Source organism: Chryseobacterium sp. OSA05B, assembly GCF_019970065.1.
GTDB lineage: Bacteria > Bacteroidota > Bacteroidia > Flavobacteriales > Weeksellaceae > Chryseobacterium.
Map to the genome: position 1 here is coordinate 399,611 of NZ_JAHXYH010000004.1, position 14,257 is coordinate 413,867.

11 protein-coding genes are annotated in these 14,257 nt (G+C 39.2%); 1 reads left to right on the top strand and 10 read right to left on the bottom strand.

All coding sequences use genetic code 11. The features are described 5' to 3' along the window. Positions 1-28: 28 nt before the first annotated feature. The 6 genes from LC419_RS17555 to LC419_RS17580 form a co-directional block, all read right to left on the bottom strand. Positions 29-3,766, bottom strand: coding sequence for a hypothetical protein (locus LC419_RS17555; RefSeq protein WP_223608579.1), 3,738 nt, complete (start codon positions 3,764-3,766; stop codon positions 29-31). A 27-nt stretch (positions 3,767-3,793) separates the two neighbouring features. Then, positions 3,794-5,059: a hypothetical protein gene (locus LC419_RS17560; RefSeq protein WP_223608580.1), complete on the bottom strand. Its 1,266-nt coding sequence runs from the start codon at positions 5,057-5,059 to the stop codon at positions 3,794-3,796. An 18-nt stretch (positions 5,060-5,077) separates the two neighbouring features. Then, complete coding sequence (locus LC419_RS17565; protein ID WP_223608581.1) at positions 5,078-5,719, bottom strand: leucine-rich repeat domain-containing protein; 642 nt, start codon at positions 5,717-5,719, stop codon at positions 5,078-5,080. A gap of 535 nt (positions 5,720-6,254) precedes the next feature. Further along, positions 6,255-6,425 carry a hypothetical protein gene (locus tag LC419_RS17570; RefSeq protein ID WP_156122717.1) on the bottom strand — a complete coding sequence of 57 codons (171 nt, stop codon included), beginning with the start codon at positions 6,423-6,425 and terminating at the stop codon, positions 6,255-6,257. Positions 6,426-6,657: 232 nt separating this feature from the next. Beyond that, positions 6,658-7,695: a patatin-like phospholipase family protein gene (locus tag LC419_RS17575; protein WP_090025951.1), complete on the bottom strand. Its 1,038-nt coding sequence runs from the start codon at positions 7,693-7,695 to the stop codon at positions 6,658-6,660. A gap of 191 nt (positions 7,696-7,886) precedes the next feature. Then, positions 7,887-8,387, bottom strand: a complete 501-nt coding sequence (locus LC419_RS17580) for a M15 family metallopeptidase (protein ID WP_223608582.1) — start codon at positions 8,385-8,387, stop codon at positions 7,887-7,889. A gap of 268 nt (positions 8,388-8,655) precedes the next feature. Here LC419_RS17580 and LC419_RS17585 point away from each other — a divergent pair, with 268 nt between their 5' ends. Then, positions 8,656-10,239 (top strand): Na+/H+ antiporter, encoded by a 1,584-nt coding sequence (locus LC419_RS17585; protein ID WP_223608583.1) that lies wholly within the window; start codon positions 8,656-8,658, stop codon positions 10,237-10,239. Positions 10,240-10,337: 98 nt separating this feature from the next. Here the strand turns inward: LC419_RS17585 and LC419_RS17590 are convergent, their stop codons facing one another. From LC419_RS17590 to LC419_RS17605, 4 genes are all read right to left on the bottom strand, one after another. Next, positions 10,338-11,129, bottom strand: a complete 792-nt coding sequence (locus tag LC419_RS17590) for an SDR family NAD(P)-dependent oxidoreductase (RefSeq protein ID WP_223608584.1) — start codon at positions 11,127-11,129, stop codon at positions 10,338-10,340. A gap of 44 nt (positions 11,130-11,173) precedes the next feature. Next, the gene (locus LC419_RS17595) at positions 11,174-11,755 is read right to left on the bottom strand and encodes a TetR/AcrR family transcriptional regulator (RefSeq protein ID WP_223608585.1); all 582 of its coding nucleotides are present in this window, start codon (positions 11,753-11,755) and stop codon (positions 11,174-11,176) included. Between the two features lie 677 nt (positions 11,756-12,432). Beyond that, positions 12,433-13,044: a YdeI family protein gene (locus LC419_RS17600; RefSeq protein WP_223608586.1), complete on the bottom strand. Its 612-nt coding sequence runs from the start codon at positions 13,042-13,044 to the stop codon at positions 12,433-12,435. A gap of 5 nt (positions 13,045-13,049) precedes the next feature. After that, a complete protein-coding gene (locus tag LC419_RS17605; RefSeq protein WP_223608587.1) occupies positions 13,050-14,183 on the bottom strand; it encodes a serine hydrolase in 1,134 nt (377 codons plus the stop codon). Positions 14,184-14,257 lie beyond the last annotated feature (74 nt).

Genomic DNA, 14,257 nt, shown 5'->3' on the forward strand with positions numbered 1-14,257 from the left:
GAAAAAATTCCGCCGCCGTTCATGAAAATTATTTATTGATAATATTGGTTGGTAAAGTGGTTGGGAGTGTTCCTGCCTCAAGCGTAGCTTTATCCAGCAGCTTGAAAGGACTTTTGGTTTCCAGCTCCTTAGGATTATCGCAGTTTTTCGGATCATCTTCAGGGAAGATCGGAAGAGCCTGTTCTACTTCCAGACCTACAGATTTAGCCTGAAGGATCGTTAATGTAGTAGGAATTCTTGTGATCCAGAATTTACCCTGAGCTTCGCCGGTTGGCTTTCTCAGTTCGTCTACGATAGACATGTACAACGGATCTCCGATAACAGGAACTTCACCTCCGCTCCAGATTTTTCCGGTACTCATGAAGAACTGTACAGCGTCTTCAAAACCAGGTTTTACGGTTACAATTACTCTTGCCATACCTGCCTGAAGGAAGTTTCTAAACAATGGATCTACACTTTGCGTAAGATACATTTCCTGCCATCTCTTTCTGTCTGCCCAGTAATACGGGTAGAATGTGTAATCCATGATACTCCACTCAAAGGCCTGTTCCATAAACTTGGCTAAAGCGGTATATTGTTCAAGGTTTTCGCTGAGAATTACTTTGAAATCACTCATCTGGCTTCCTGAAGTGAACGCCTGTCCCAGAGTAGTCAGATAATCCTGAAGAAGATAAGCAATACAGTTGTGTTTCAGAATCACAGACTCCATTTCACGGTAGAAATTCCCAAGCTTTTCTTTGTTGGCAGCTTCCTCTTCTTTTGCTTTATCCTGCAGTTCCTTCTGTTTTTCTAAGAAAATAGCATACGCTTCGTCATACGCCTTGATAATAGCTGTAAAGTTTTCCTGAATCCATGATTTCATGAATGCCTGAGAAAGTTTACATGTAATCTCAAACGCAATATTGACAGAATCAATGTTGCTACATTTGTACACGAAATCATAAGCTCCGGTGACGTTCTGAGGGGTGAAATACGCGGTAGAGTCAATAGAAGTACCTCCATTTGAGAAAGGAACCATTCCTCCTGCAAAGTTGCTGGTATAAAGCGTACTCGTTCCTTTTCTGTTTCTTTCAAAACCATAGAACATTTTTACACTGCTTGCTTCGTAGTTCACAGGAATGTCGATCGTTCTGTGTCTGTATTCTTCGTTTCCGTTTACCTTTTCCCATTGCTTTCCTAATATAAGATTGATCGGAGACTTTGGAAGTTCAGTGAGTTTTACGTTGTAAATATTAGCCCAGTATTCAATCTGATCTTTGGTAGCCACCTGAGCACTTGCCATACCCCACGGTTTTTCAGCTTTTCTCGGATCTGCCGGAGCCGTAAGTGTGTCTGCTTTCGATACAGCTGTAGCCAAAGTATGAAGTCTTGCCGGTTCCGGAATCATGAATTCAAACATAGTACGTTTACCGTAGTTGTAGATCTGGTTTTTCATTTTTTTATCTACCCATCTGTATACTCCGGTAATGTGCTGAGGATTTTCCTGACTTGCCTGGCCTCTGTTATCAAATTCATGTACATTGGTTTCAGTAAATTCTTTAATGATTTTCTGCACACGCTCGTTATTGATCTTCGTAAGGACACGTTCCATGGCGCGTTCTGTGATCTCCTGGGATTTTTTTACAGCCTGTTTGGTACTGTCCTGCTGTGAAGTATTGTTGGCATAGGTTCCACCTATCTCGTACTTCATTACTTTTGTGTCATACGTAAACTTGGTGCTCGCAGTAATTGCCTGCTCTTTTTTAAGCTCCTGAGCGATTTCAGTCTGCATTTCATTTCTGTCTGCTTTTGTAGTGTCAGAAATCTTCTCCGTTTCAATAGATTCAGAAGTGGTATCTGTAATTTCAGAATAATCTCTGGCTACAGAAGACTTATGACGCAGTTCGCTGGCCATCACATTCTCAATATTGGAAACTTCTCCTGGAACGTACGCATGAACGCTTTGCTCCACTTTAAGATAATCGGCAATTCCCAATCGCTTTACACCGAAATGTTTAGGGATGAAAGTTCCCGGTTTAGGATTTTCAATACCACCGCCCGGAGTTCCGGTTTCATCTTTAATGTCTTCAACATATAAGACGTCAGTATAGGCCTGGTTAGGTTCTATTCCTGAAAGATCCAGTGAAGCCTCTTTACCGTTGTTAAAGTAAATTTTGACTTTGATGTTTCGGATGTATTTGCTGAACTTGCCAACCATAATTGAAGCAAGAGTCACTTTATTATCCACTACTTCGATATTGTTGTAGCTTTCATCAAAATTACCTACGTCGGAGATCAGTGATAATTTGGCGGATGCTATTCCCCAGGCTGAACTATCTGCCTGATAATAAAACGTAAGATACGCCTGGCTGCCAGCAAAAATACTTCCCTGAGGTGTTGCCTTGAGATAATACGATCTTGGCGTTACTTTCGCTGCATATTGTGTAAAAGAGTCAGCTACAGGGACTAGGATTCCTCCAAGGCTGGCAAATGTCTGCTCCTGAGCCGGTGTTTTATTATACAAGGTCTGAGATTTTGCAGCATGTTCCTCGTCGATTTTTTCAAAGACTTCAGGATACGTGTCAAACTCATCGGTGATGGAAACTACTGCTGCTCCAAGCTGAAGTTTTCTGTCGGATACCACACTTATTTTTGTGAAATCAAAACCGTCTTCAGGTTTTTGTCCGCTGGTTAATGCAGTAAACTTGTCAACGAAGATTTTTAGAGAATTCAATGAAAGTATTTCTGTGAAATCTCCGAAGTTGATCTCATTCTTATACGTGAAAACGAATGGAGGAATAGAAGGCTCTTCAAGCTTTGCATACAAGGCATTGATTTCCTGCTCTGTCATCTCCTTTGTGATCTGGTCCTGAATTTCTTTCAGTTGAGCTCTGTATCTTTCCAGGGCAGGCTGATTGGCGGCAAGATATTCTTTGTAAGCCTCATCATAGGCTTTGTTTCTCGCTTTCTGGTAAATTTTCTGTACTTTTTCCAGCTCAGATTTTAGAACATTTAAACTGTCTTTTTCTAAATTAAGGTTCGTAAGTTCCAGAATTTTTTCCCCTTCGGCTTTTAGCTGTTCTTTAGCGGGAACAGAAAGAACGGCTTTTGTTTCGTTAATTGGATCGTCTCCAATAGCAGATTTCCCCACGGTGAAGGGCTTACGGGAACTAGGATTTCCTGTTCCGGAACCTTCGCCTTCGTAGCCGTCTCCAAAAAATTTCATTGGAAGAACAATTCTTGCTTCAAGCGCTTTTGCTTTAAGATCAGAACCGTTGATTTTTACCAGTTCGTCCGTTGATTGAAGGGTACATACATATCCGAAATGAAGGGCTTTTAAAATGTGAGCTACAGCTTCTTTTACATAAAAATTATTCTGAGAGGCCGTTTGATACATCAGGTTGTCCCATAAAGCGCTCAGCTGTTCTTTAGTTGTGATTTCATAAGCATTAACTGCTACACTTTCTTCCAGCGGAGTCAGAGCTTCCTGTTTTGAGATTTTTCTTCCTATTTTCAAAGCCTCGGCGAAGTTTCCTTCCTCTACTTTAATCTCCGTTTCATAACCGGCAGAGTTGAAAGATTTTGAAGCACGTTCCATAGCCTGGAATTTTGCCAGTGCAGAATCAGCAGGATTGACATAAGAGTCGAAAAAGCTGGTTAAACCTGTTTGAGGTCTGTGAATGAAACCTAAGTTTTTAGCTTTAGTTTCTGTTAATTGTGGATTTCTAAGGCTTACAAATCTGAAAAGAGTCTGTGAAGCGTTGTTGGTTGTGTCGTTTGTTGCCATTTTAATATTGTGTTGTTGTGTTTGTTGTTAATCAGTTTTTTTGGTGTATTCCAGGGTGATTGTAAAGGAATTAATCGCGGAATAATCATAATCAGGCTCTTTCACAAATTCAATTTTGATGAGCTTTGTTTCTACGGTGATGAAAATCTGCGTTCTCCACTGGTTGCCAGCGAATGCCATATCGAAAGCCCACCATTCGGTAAACATTTCGTTGGAAATGATGGTTTCAATGTCCGGAATATACTTTTCGAGATCGATTTCTCCGGTTCTTGGAATCTGATCGAAAAACAGCGTTTGTCTGTAAACCGGTTTACCGTTGATCCAGGTTCCTTCCGTTCTTACTTCCTCACGGCTGTAGGACATTTTTTTGTCTACATATTGCTTCTGGATATAATCATTGGATTCGGCATATTTTCCATAATATTCGTCTCCTGTAAGACCTCTGGGTTTTCCCGCAGGAGATATATGCATGATCCTAATAGGCTCGTCAATATTGGAATCTATTACAATTCCTTTCATGTCCCGGCCATTGTAGTAGGCAATAGTAGTTCTTTCATGATCCATAGACAGCTGTGAAGAAGGACCGGATACATACAGTGCGTCATTGGAAAGATCTATTTTGGACATGACCACATTTTGTGCAGTGTTCACAGATGAGATCGTCATTCCTGAAGGATAAAATCCGATTTCATTTTTTACCCCTGTATCTATGTTATTTCTGTAGATAAGATTGTTTTCTTCAGGCTGTTCTGTCATCAGTTCAAGGTTCCCTGAAATTGGCTTGCCGGCTTGTGTTCCGGATAATGGAATGTAGGTTCCTGAAGAGGTAGATTTTCCTTCCCATCCGATGGTTCCGTCATCTTTCGCCACAAGATTCCTGGTGTAATTGATATTGGCTGCCGGAAGATTAGAAACGATGAGTCCCGAAGTTTTAATATTTCCCGCTACCTCCAGCATTTCCGAAGGGTTCTGTGTCCCAAGCCCTGTTTTATCATTACTGTGATAAATGCCGCTGCTTGTAAGACTGGATCCGTTCCAGTAAGGAATATTGTAAGACTGCAGATTGAGCTTTGAATAACCGGGAATATCTCCGTTTTGAGCAATAATATAAAAGCCGGTTCCTGCCTGTGGTTTATTAAGTTTAGCATTTAAAGCATCTTTCAGTCCGCTGATGTTATCCTGAGGAATGTTTTCCTCTTTGTGCCAGTAAGCATCCTGCCATTCCCAGAACTGCTCCTGAGTGGGAATGTCTCCGTTTTCGAAATATTGTTTTATTTCCTGTTTTGTTTTCATTGTTGCTTTATTTGATTTTTACATATCAAAGATTAAGGTTCCGCCGTTAACCCTTGTGTTTGCTCCAAATGCATCAGGATAATATTGCGTGGCTCTGTCCAGTAGTACAGAGGATAAGCCCGGGTTAAAATTGAAGGCATTCGGCCTGATCAGGGTAACACTTGGAGGTACGTACAATGACTTAATCTTATTATAAGCAAAGGCAGAATCTTTAATTTCTTTGACGCTTTCAGGGATTACGACTGAAACCAGCTCATTGTTTTCAAAAGCACGCTCGCCAATAGTGGATACATTTCCTGTAATGGTTAAGGTTTTGACTGCGTTGCCGCGAAAAGCATCAGCTCCGATGGTAAGTATGCTGTCAGTAAGGATTACTTCAGATATCCCCAATGAATTGGCAAATAGATCGGGAATATGCAATGTTCCTGGTTTGATAAAGATTCTCCTCACCTGCAAATGGGCCAATGAAGCATTTCCGGATTCATCTGTCTCGGCATAAAAGTCATTGAAACGCGGAAATCCGTTTTCCAGACCTGCAATTTTGGTCATTTCTATCTTCTCATCCTTATGCCAGTACGAGTCTTGCCATTCCCAGAAATGGTCTTGTGTAGGCTTGTCTCCGTTCTCGAATTTGAGCCTTAATTCTTGTTTTGTTTTCATAATAAAAACACTGTGATTTTGTTTTGGGTTAATAAATAGGTTATAATTTGAAGAGTCTTTTTACAGAAGCTCTTAATGAGGTTTAGTTTTTTAAGTGGTAGAACTTATGCCCACTGTGCATTTCATGTTGTGATTCATTTTTTATGTTTCTTGGTTAGTTTTTGACATAGTTCCGGCTGTCCGGCATTTTGTGAATGATGGATTCAAAGGTGTGTTTGAATGATTATGGGGTGATGTCGGGTGTCTTGATTTGGTGTTTCAAAGATAATTCCGGACAGCGTCAGAACTTGTCGTGTTAAAATAAAATTTAGGCTGAGTTTGCGATAAGTAATTAAGATTAAAAAGTTGGAGGATGGAAGTTATTATTGGGTAGTAGCTACTTAACAATTCCTTTTAAATGTATTGAAGTCGTTTTAAAAAGATGAATAAAATATCCTGTATTTCTATCTTTGACCTTCAATAACTTCCCTCTTCGAGCTTCTGACTTCCTTATATCATGATAAAACTGAAATGTCTTATCCCGAACTCATGTTATTTAGTAAATATCTTCTTCAGGAATACCATCTGTGAAATCTTCCCTGAAAAAGTTTTCAATGTCGTTGAGATAGTTCTCATAGTCCATCTCTGCATGTTCAATGTCGCTCCATTCAATAGTATAGAGATCTTCATCGAAGAGTATATCTGGATTGTGATCTGGTGTTTCCATGTTGGGTGTCTTAAAGTTGTGGTTATGTTTTAAACATATTTCTGGCTGTCCAGCATTGATAAATGGTGAATTCAAAGGCTTTTTAAAATTTTAATGATTGTTTTTTTGTGTCTTTATTGATACTCCAAAAGTAGTGGGAGATGACGACAAAACTTGACGTGTTTTAAAAACTTTTTATATTTTTTCAATATTATCTTTTAAGCTTATATTGATTCATTATAAGGTAAAAAGCTTATATTTTATTTCTGATCAGTTTCTGTACAATCTGGTTCAGTGTTTCTCTGTTATCATCAATATAACTCAGTCCCGCCTGGATCAGATTTTCAATATTGGATCTTCGTACATTATCCATGCCCGGAGACGCATTTTTCAAAGACGGGTTCAGGCGATAATAATTTTTCTGATTCCGCTGACCCAAAGTCTGAAACATCTGGCACAGCTGATAATCTACGGTTTCAGCATTCGCAGACATCAGAATATCGATGATCGGATTTACCCAACCGATCTTTCCTGACTTCTGAAGCTTTTTAAAAGAATAAGGTCTGGCTTCAATCCCCGTTCCGATAGAAACGATGATCATATCATTCACACCTGGATGATTAGCTTTCTGATGATTTTTCAACACTTCAGCAAATGGAATTTTTCTCGCTTCCGCATAAGCACAAAGAGCAGGATTGTTGGCAAACATACCGCCGTCTATCAGGCTGAAGATCTGTCCATACATAGATTTGATCTGTACCGGACTAAAATACGTAGGCGCCGCCGATGTCGCTCTGCAGATATCTTTTACATAAAAATTATCTGTGCTCAGATTAGCCTCCCAGGAATTGAAAAGCTTGGCTCTTCTGTTTTCTATGTCATAACTGGTTATTAAACATGGTTTTATAAATTCTTTAAGTTCTAAGTGTCCAAAAAAGTCATTCAAGTTTTTTTCAAGTGATTCCTGGGAAATTTTTTCATTCAGCAGGCCAAACGGATTGACCAGCTTTTCCCAGAAAGAAACCTGAAAGATGTCGCCGCCCCTTTCAGCGTATAATTCCAATCCTTTCTGGATAGAATATTTCGCTTTTCGGTGTTCATCGGGACATAGAATAATAGAAGCAATCAGTCCTCCTGTACTGCTTCCGGCTACCAGATCAAAATAATCACCGAGTTTGGCTCCCGGATTATCATGATACTGAAGCTGTTCTTCTATGTAGCGGAGAATAATGCAGGTAATAATTCCCCTTATTCCGCCCCCGTCCAAAGAAAGAATGGTTGTCTTTTTCATGTGATGTTTTGTTGGTTTTTAAAAGATAAGCTAGAGTCCTGAGACAACTAAAACCAACGTTCTGCCCTTGAAAACAGATGCTGGTTTTAGTATTGAGATCTCAGTTTACTAACATTTTTCTTATAAAACAAAGGTAGGCCGGGGAAGCGACAGAACTTGTCGTATTATAATTATTTTCAAATAAAAGAGAATTAAAATAGGATATAATTTTGCTTATCCCTAGGCATCTTTGACAGCGTTCGCCAGCTCGTTTTCACCAGTCCTTTTTTAGTTTGGATACTCTTTTTTTCGAAGTGGGGAAGGTCTTTGAAAGTCTTCCAGTTTCCGCCCCAGTCCCAGCCGTGTCTGGCGAAAATTTTGACGCATTCGTACCAGTCGGCTACCTGATCATTATCCCAGTCTTTGGCGGTGTCCCAGCTTGCTGTTTTTCCGTCGATCATCAGGCAGATATCCACCGCAAGGCCATAGTTATGGATGCTTTGTCCGGCTTTGGCATTGGTGACTTTTTTTCCGGCTGTGATTCTTCCTATAGCATACAGTTTTTCCTGTTCCTCAAAAGATCTCAGACCCTGTGTAATTCTGACTTTTGCTCTTCCGGTAAGAGCTTCATCGCATTCTCTGATGATTTGTTTTACTTCATCTCTTACGGAAGGATGGAGCTTGTTGATTCTCTCTGTTGTTACTTTGTCCATGATGTTTATTGTTATGGTACAAAAGTATTAATCCGTAGCGACGAAACTTGACGTGTTTAATTAAATTTTTAAATAAAAAATGTATTATTTGTTAATAAATTACATCTATAATGGTGATTAAAAGGGATTTTATAACTATTTCAAATTAAGTTCAAATAGGATCAGAAAAATGAATACAAGAAAAGAGAATTGACTGTATATTTGTAAAAAACCAGCTCATTACGATGTAAAAAATGAAATGAGCAAATGATAAAAACACACTATTTTAATGCATACTATTTTACCTTTTTTCCTGGCCATGATAGCCGCTATTGTATTGCTGAATATGTGGGCCACCAAGTTGAAAATCGCTTATCCCATCCTGTTGGTGATCTTTGGTCTGCTGGTAAGTTTTGTGCCCGGACTTCCCGTAGTCAAGGTAGATCCGGACCTTATTTTCTTTATATTTCTACCTCCCTTACTTTTTGAAGCTTCCTGGGCTATTTCCTTTAAGGAGATGAGAAGATGGTGGCGTATTATCGGAAGTTTTGCTTTTCTCGTGGTATTCTTTACGGCGCTGTCAGTGGCTGTTACTGCTAATTATTTTATTCCCGGATTTACTATTGCTTTAGGTTTTTTGCTTGGAGGGATTGTTTCACCGCCTGATGCTGTAAGTACCGGCGCCATTATGAAATTTGTAAAGATCCCGAAAACTACTTCCGCTGTTCTGGAGGGAGAAAGTTTATTAAATGACGCCTCCTCCCTGATTATTTTCCGCTTTGCACTCATAGCTGTGGGAACCGGGCAATTCGTATGGCAGGAAGCCTCCCTGAGTTTTTTATGGATGGTCATTGGCGGTGCCGGAATCGGGTTATTATTGGGCTGGATCTTTGTACAGGCCCATAAAAGACTGCCTACAGATGCATCTTCTGATATTGCAATGACCCTTATAGAGCCTTACATTATGTACTGGGTGGCTGAACAGTTTCACAGTTCCGGAGTGCTTGCCGTAGTGTGCGGAGGTCTGTTTATGTCGGCAAGACGCCTCATATTTTTGAACAGTGCAAGCAGAATAAAAGGGCACAGTGTATGGGAAAGCTTTGTATTTATCCTGAACGGTATTGTTTTCTTACTCATTGGTCTCGAACTTCCTGAAATTGTAGGAGGGCTTCGTTCTGAGGGCATTCCTTTAGGGATTGCCATTCAATATGGAATACTGGTAACTGTTGTTCTTATTCTGGCAAGAATCATCAGTGCATATGCTGCGATGGTGGCTACTTATATATTCAGGCCGAGCGTGGCACCAAGAGCATCTACGAGAATGAGAAGTCTGCTGATGCCCCTTTTTCTGGGTTGGACAGGTATGAGAGGCGTGGTTTCGCTGGCGGCGGCATTAGCTATTCCTGTTACCCTTAGCAATGGTGAACCTTTTCCTAACAGAAATTTAATATTGTTTATCACATTTGTAGTCATTTTGCTGACATTATTGGTGCAGGGACTTACACTGCCATATATCATCAGAAGAGGAAGGGCATTTCAGGATTTTATGAACGAAGAGCAAGAAGAACTCACAAGACTGAAAATAAAAAGAGAACTGAAGGAACATGTTTATCAATTCCTTAAGACAAAACATGAAAACGAACTTCAGGGAAATGCAGGATTCGAAAGGATGCTAAAACATTGGGAAGAAAAAACAAAAGCCAACGATGACGGCTGGATGAGCGAAAAAAATAAAATCATCTTTGTGGAAATGCTGGAAAGCCAGCGACAGTATCTTTCAGAGCTCAATAAAGATGTTACCATAAATGAAGAAGTGATCCGTCAGCATTTATACCAGATTGATCTGGAGGAAGAACGGTTGAAGATGATTTAAGCCTGATAAAGCACTAAGTAATTCTTAAAAAGAAAAGCCCAGAAGTTATAAGCACAATGATGCTTCCGGGCTTTATCTTATTCCTGTTTTTTGCAGATTTATATTACTTTTAAAGTTCCTCCGTCAACACGCACGGAAGAACCATTCACAGCCTGTGATAAAGGGCTTGAAAGAAACGCTGCCATAGAAGCAATTTCATCCGGTTCTATGAAACGTTGCAGGAGAGAGTCCGGATTGGTTTGCTGTATGATGGTAGATTTTATATCACTGACGTTTAGGTTGTTATTGGCAGCCATTTGTTCAATTGTTTTCGCAACACCATCTGAGTAAGTAGGACCACCCAGCAGTGTATTCACTGTTACGTTTTTACCTTTTGTCAACTTGGAAACACCGTTGGCAACTGCATTCATCGCTGCTTTTGACATGCCGTAATGGATCATATCTGAAGGGATATTAACCCCGGATTCACTGCTGATAAAAATAATTCTTCCCCAATTTTGTTCCATCATATGTGGAAGTAATTTTTGGGTAAGCCGTACACTGCTCATCACATTGATGTTGAAAATATTCATCCAGTCAGCATCTGTAATGTCATGAAATTTTTTCAGTTCAAATACTCCAACATTATTAATTAAAATATCAATAGGACCTATTTGTGCAATCATATTTTCAACCTGTTCCGGCTGTGAAAAATCTGCGGATAGTCCGATGATATCTGAGTTGGGGTAATCAACTTTAAGAGTGTGGACAACTTTCCCGATTCTAACAGGATTCCTGCCATTGATGACCATATCACAGCCTTCATCCAGTAATTTTTTTGCGATGGCAAGCCCAATTCCCTGAGTGGAGCCGCTGATAAATGCTTTTTTACCTTTTAATTGTAAATTCATAATTTTATTTTTGTATTGATCGTTCCATAAATAAGAAAAAAAATTTATTCCAGTATTTTCAATTGAAATTCAATCTGATTTTTCAGCACGTTTCTTTCCGGGTATATTTTTCTCAGACTGTTAAGGCCACACCAGAAAGTAACTAAATACTTACCTAAAATATCTGCCGGAGTTTGATTTTTGATCTGCCCCTTCTTCTGTGACTGCCTGATGACATCAGTGTACATTTCTTCAACTTCCCGAAGGATGTTAGCGGAGAGTTGCTCTAGTTCATCATCCACAAAAGTCATTTCCAGTACGGAATTGACAAGTATGCAGCCTTTCATATGAGATTCATTATCTTCATCTGCAATGCTGAGGTAAAAATCTTTAATTTTTTTCAAAGGATCTTCAGCCTGATCAAGCTCATTTTTGAAAGCCATAAAGAAATCCTTCCGCTGTTGTAGCGATTTTTTGAAAATTTCTTTCTTTCCCCCCTTAAAGGTATTGTAAAAACTTCCGCTTCCTGTTCCTGTAGCCTCAAGTAAATCAGATAAAGAAGCTGCAGAATAGCCCTTTTTCCAAAAAACTTCCTGAGCTTTTAAAATAAGATCTTCATCATGATGTACGGTGGGTCTGCCTCTCATTGTTTAATTATGGAATGTTTGATACAAAATTAAAAATAATTATGGATATCCGACCACAATAGACCTAATAATTTTCTATAATAGTGAGAAGGTTTTGTTTGTACAAAATTAAGGAGCAATTAATATTAAAAATTTTCTATTGTGTATCTTTTAATCTAAAAAATATACATGGTTTTCCTGTTTTGCTACGAAAATTCATTAAAATTACGAATTTTGAAATGTTTTAAAAAATATTAACTATTTGTTTTTCAGCGTATTGAGGTGTTTCTGGTTTGTGGTATATTGTGCACGTGCTTCATTTGAAATTATCTATGCATTTCTTTAAAAGCCTGTGTTTGACATATTCTGTTCCCAACATTCTGTAGGCAAGGGCTTTTCCCGATGCATAATTGTATTCAGTAGAAATTTTAAGTGCCTGTTCTGCCCAGTCAAGCGGTCATTTTGCATCCGCTATTGAATGATTTCAGGTAATAAGCTTTCGGCGGATAATTCGGCTGATGTTTTCTATTTGCGCAGAATCTATGATGCTGTTCAGAACAATCTCTGAACTGTTCTGGTTTTTAGAAGATAGTGAGCGGACATATTTGTAATGGCCTTCAAAATTGCAGTTTTGAGAGAATGCGAAATTTGAAAATGTAAGGAAGGGAAAGAATGTAATTTTTTTTCTCCATCTGTTTTTATTTCTTTTCATACTTCCAGTGCCTTGCTTTTCCTTCGCCTATCCATTCCAAAGCCTGTTCCATTCTTTTGTTTCTGGTTGCTTCGGTTTTGGCTTCGGTGATCCAGTTGATATATTCTTTTCTGAAAGACGGAGATCCTTTTTCAAAAACCTCTGAAGCTTTTTTATTCTCATTCAAAGCAGCCTGAAAATAATCAGGGACCTTAGTTTCCACTTTGGACGGTGCCGCCTTTTTCATCGTAACGCCCATATCTGTAAGTTCCATAGCTTCTTTAATCATTTTTTTAAGCTGAACTTTAGAGGGAAGATCCTCCATTTTAGTAAGCTTTCCTAAACTGAACATTGAACTTTTTTCGGCTGTCGATTCCATTTCCTTTAAAGTGTTCATCTCCCCATGTAGCCAGAATCCCAGACTGCAATATTGCTTGAAAGAGGTAACTGAACAGAGAATTTTTCCTTTGTACATGAAAGTGGGAAATTTCCACTTTATAGCTTCTTCTACTTCAGGACAGCATTCATGAACGGTGTCCCGGAGATAATTTAAAATGGGTTGTGCAAAATCAGGAGATTTCTCAATATATTCATCCACCTGTATATTATATTTTTCCATAATGTTTATTGAAATAATTGAACGGACTCATTGACAAGGAATTTCACCTGATCCGGTCTTCCTCTGTCATTTTTAGGGTTATTGCTGTAGCTTCCGGTCCTCACGATCACCATATTGTGTTCCGGAACCATAATGATGTACTGCCCCTGTAATCCAAGGAAATAATAATGTTTAACGAGATTGTCATGATTGATCCAAAGCCCCATTCCATAGATCTCCTGAGATTTTTCAGTAGGCGTTCTCATTTGCTCGATAAAATCCAGATTAAGGATTTGTTCCTCCCCAACTTTCCCATCATCTAAAAACAGCTGTCCTAGTTTCGCATAATCTCTAGCATTCGAGTGGATGCAGCAATATGTTTTTTCCATCCCGTGATTGTCAGTGCTCCATGAAGCATTCTGTTCCATGCCCAGCGGAATCCAGAATTTTTCTGATAAATAGCTCGATAATGTTTGATTCAAAGCCTTTTTTAAAGCAAATCCGAGAAGTTGAGTGGCTCCGCTCTGATATTGAAAACGGATACCGGGTTGTTCCTGAAATCTCCTTGAGAAAACAGCTTTGATGAGGTTTCTGCCGTAATAAGCTTTGGCATTCGGCAGAAAAGGATTATTGTAATCTTCATCCCAGTCGAGTCCGGCTTCCATCTGGGCTAAATTCTTAAGCGTAACCTCACTTCCGAATTCCTTTTCCTTAAATTCAGGATAGAAATCAGAAAGTCTGTCATCTATATTTTTAATGATGCCTTCTTCCAGTGCTTTTCCCAGAAGCATTACCGTAACAGCTTTTGCCATTGAAAAAGAATTGGTCTGTGAAAGCTGGTTGTAGCCGTCCCAATACTGCTCATGAAGAATTTTTCCATTTTTTATGACCACAAAAGCTGCGGTTTGGGAGTGTTTCAGATTTTCAATTACATTTTCAGGCAGTTCCTTCTTGTTGTAGTCAGGATCTTCCGTCCAGAGTTCAGGTTCCTCCGTAGCGATGAGGTTTCCCGGGAAAAGTTTTCCATCATCGATGTAAGCGCTGGATCTGCCTCTGAGATACGTTTTCGAAATTCCGCTGAATAAATAGTCGTATCCCAAAAGATAAACTGCGGCTACCCCTACGGCTGCTCCGCCTATTACATATTTTAATACCTTCATATGATCATGAGTATCAGTCTCAAACAAATTTAAAATAATTTTGATAAGAAAAGGAGAAAGGAACGGTAAATAAA

Excerpts from the sequence above, each read along its gene's own strand:
- LC419_RS17555 (WP_223608579.1), bottom strand. The coding sequence starts at position 3,766 with ATGGCAACAAACGACACAACCAACAACGCTTCACAGACTCTTTTCAGA.
- LC419_RS17560 (WP_223608580.1), bottom strand. The coding sequence starts at position 5,059 with ATGAAAACAAAACAGGAAATAAAACAATATTTCGAAAACGGAGACATT.
- LC419_RS17565 (WP_223608581.1), bottom strand. The coding sequence starts at position 5,719 with ATGAAAACAAAACAAGAATTAAGGCTCAAATTCGAGAACGGAGACAAG.
- LC419_RS17570 (WP_156122717.1), bottom strand. The coding sequence starts at position 6,425 with ATGGAAACACCAGATCACAATCCAGATATACTCTTCGATGAAGATCTC.
- LC419_RS17575 (WP_090025951.1), bottom strand. The coding sequence starts at position 7,695 with ATGAAAAAGACAACCATTCTTTCTTTGGACGGGGGCGGAATAAGGGGA.
- LC419_RS17580 (WP_223608582.1), bottom strand. The coding sequence starts at position 8,387 with ATGGACAAAGTAACAACAGAGAGAATCAACAAGCTCCATCCTTCCGTA.
- LC419_RS17585 (WP_223608583.1), top strand. The coding sequence starts at position 8,656 with ATGCATACTATTTTACCTTTTTTCCTGGCCATGATAGCCGCTATTGTA.
- LC419_RS17590 (WP_223608584.1), bottom strand. The coding sequence starts at position 11,129 with ATGAATTTACAATTAAAAGGTAAAAAAGCATTTATCAGCGGCTCCACT.
- LC419_RS17595 (WP_223608585.1), bottom strand. The coding sequence starts at position 11,755 with ATGAGAGGCAGACCCACCGTACATCATGATGAAGATCTTATTTTAAAA.
- LC419_RS17600 (WP_223608586.1), bottom strand. The coding sequence starts at position 13,044 with ATGGAAAAATATAATATACAGGTGGATGAATATATTGAGAAATCTCCT.
- LC419_RS17605 (WP_223608587.1), bottom strand. The coding sequence starts at position 14,183 with ATGAAGGTATTAAAATATGTAATAGGCGGAGCAGCCGTAGGGGTAGCC.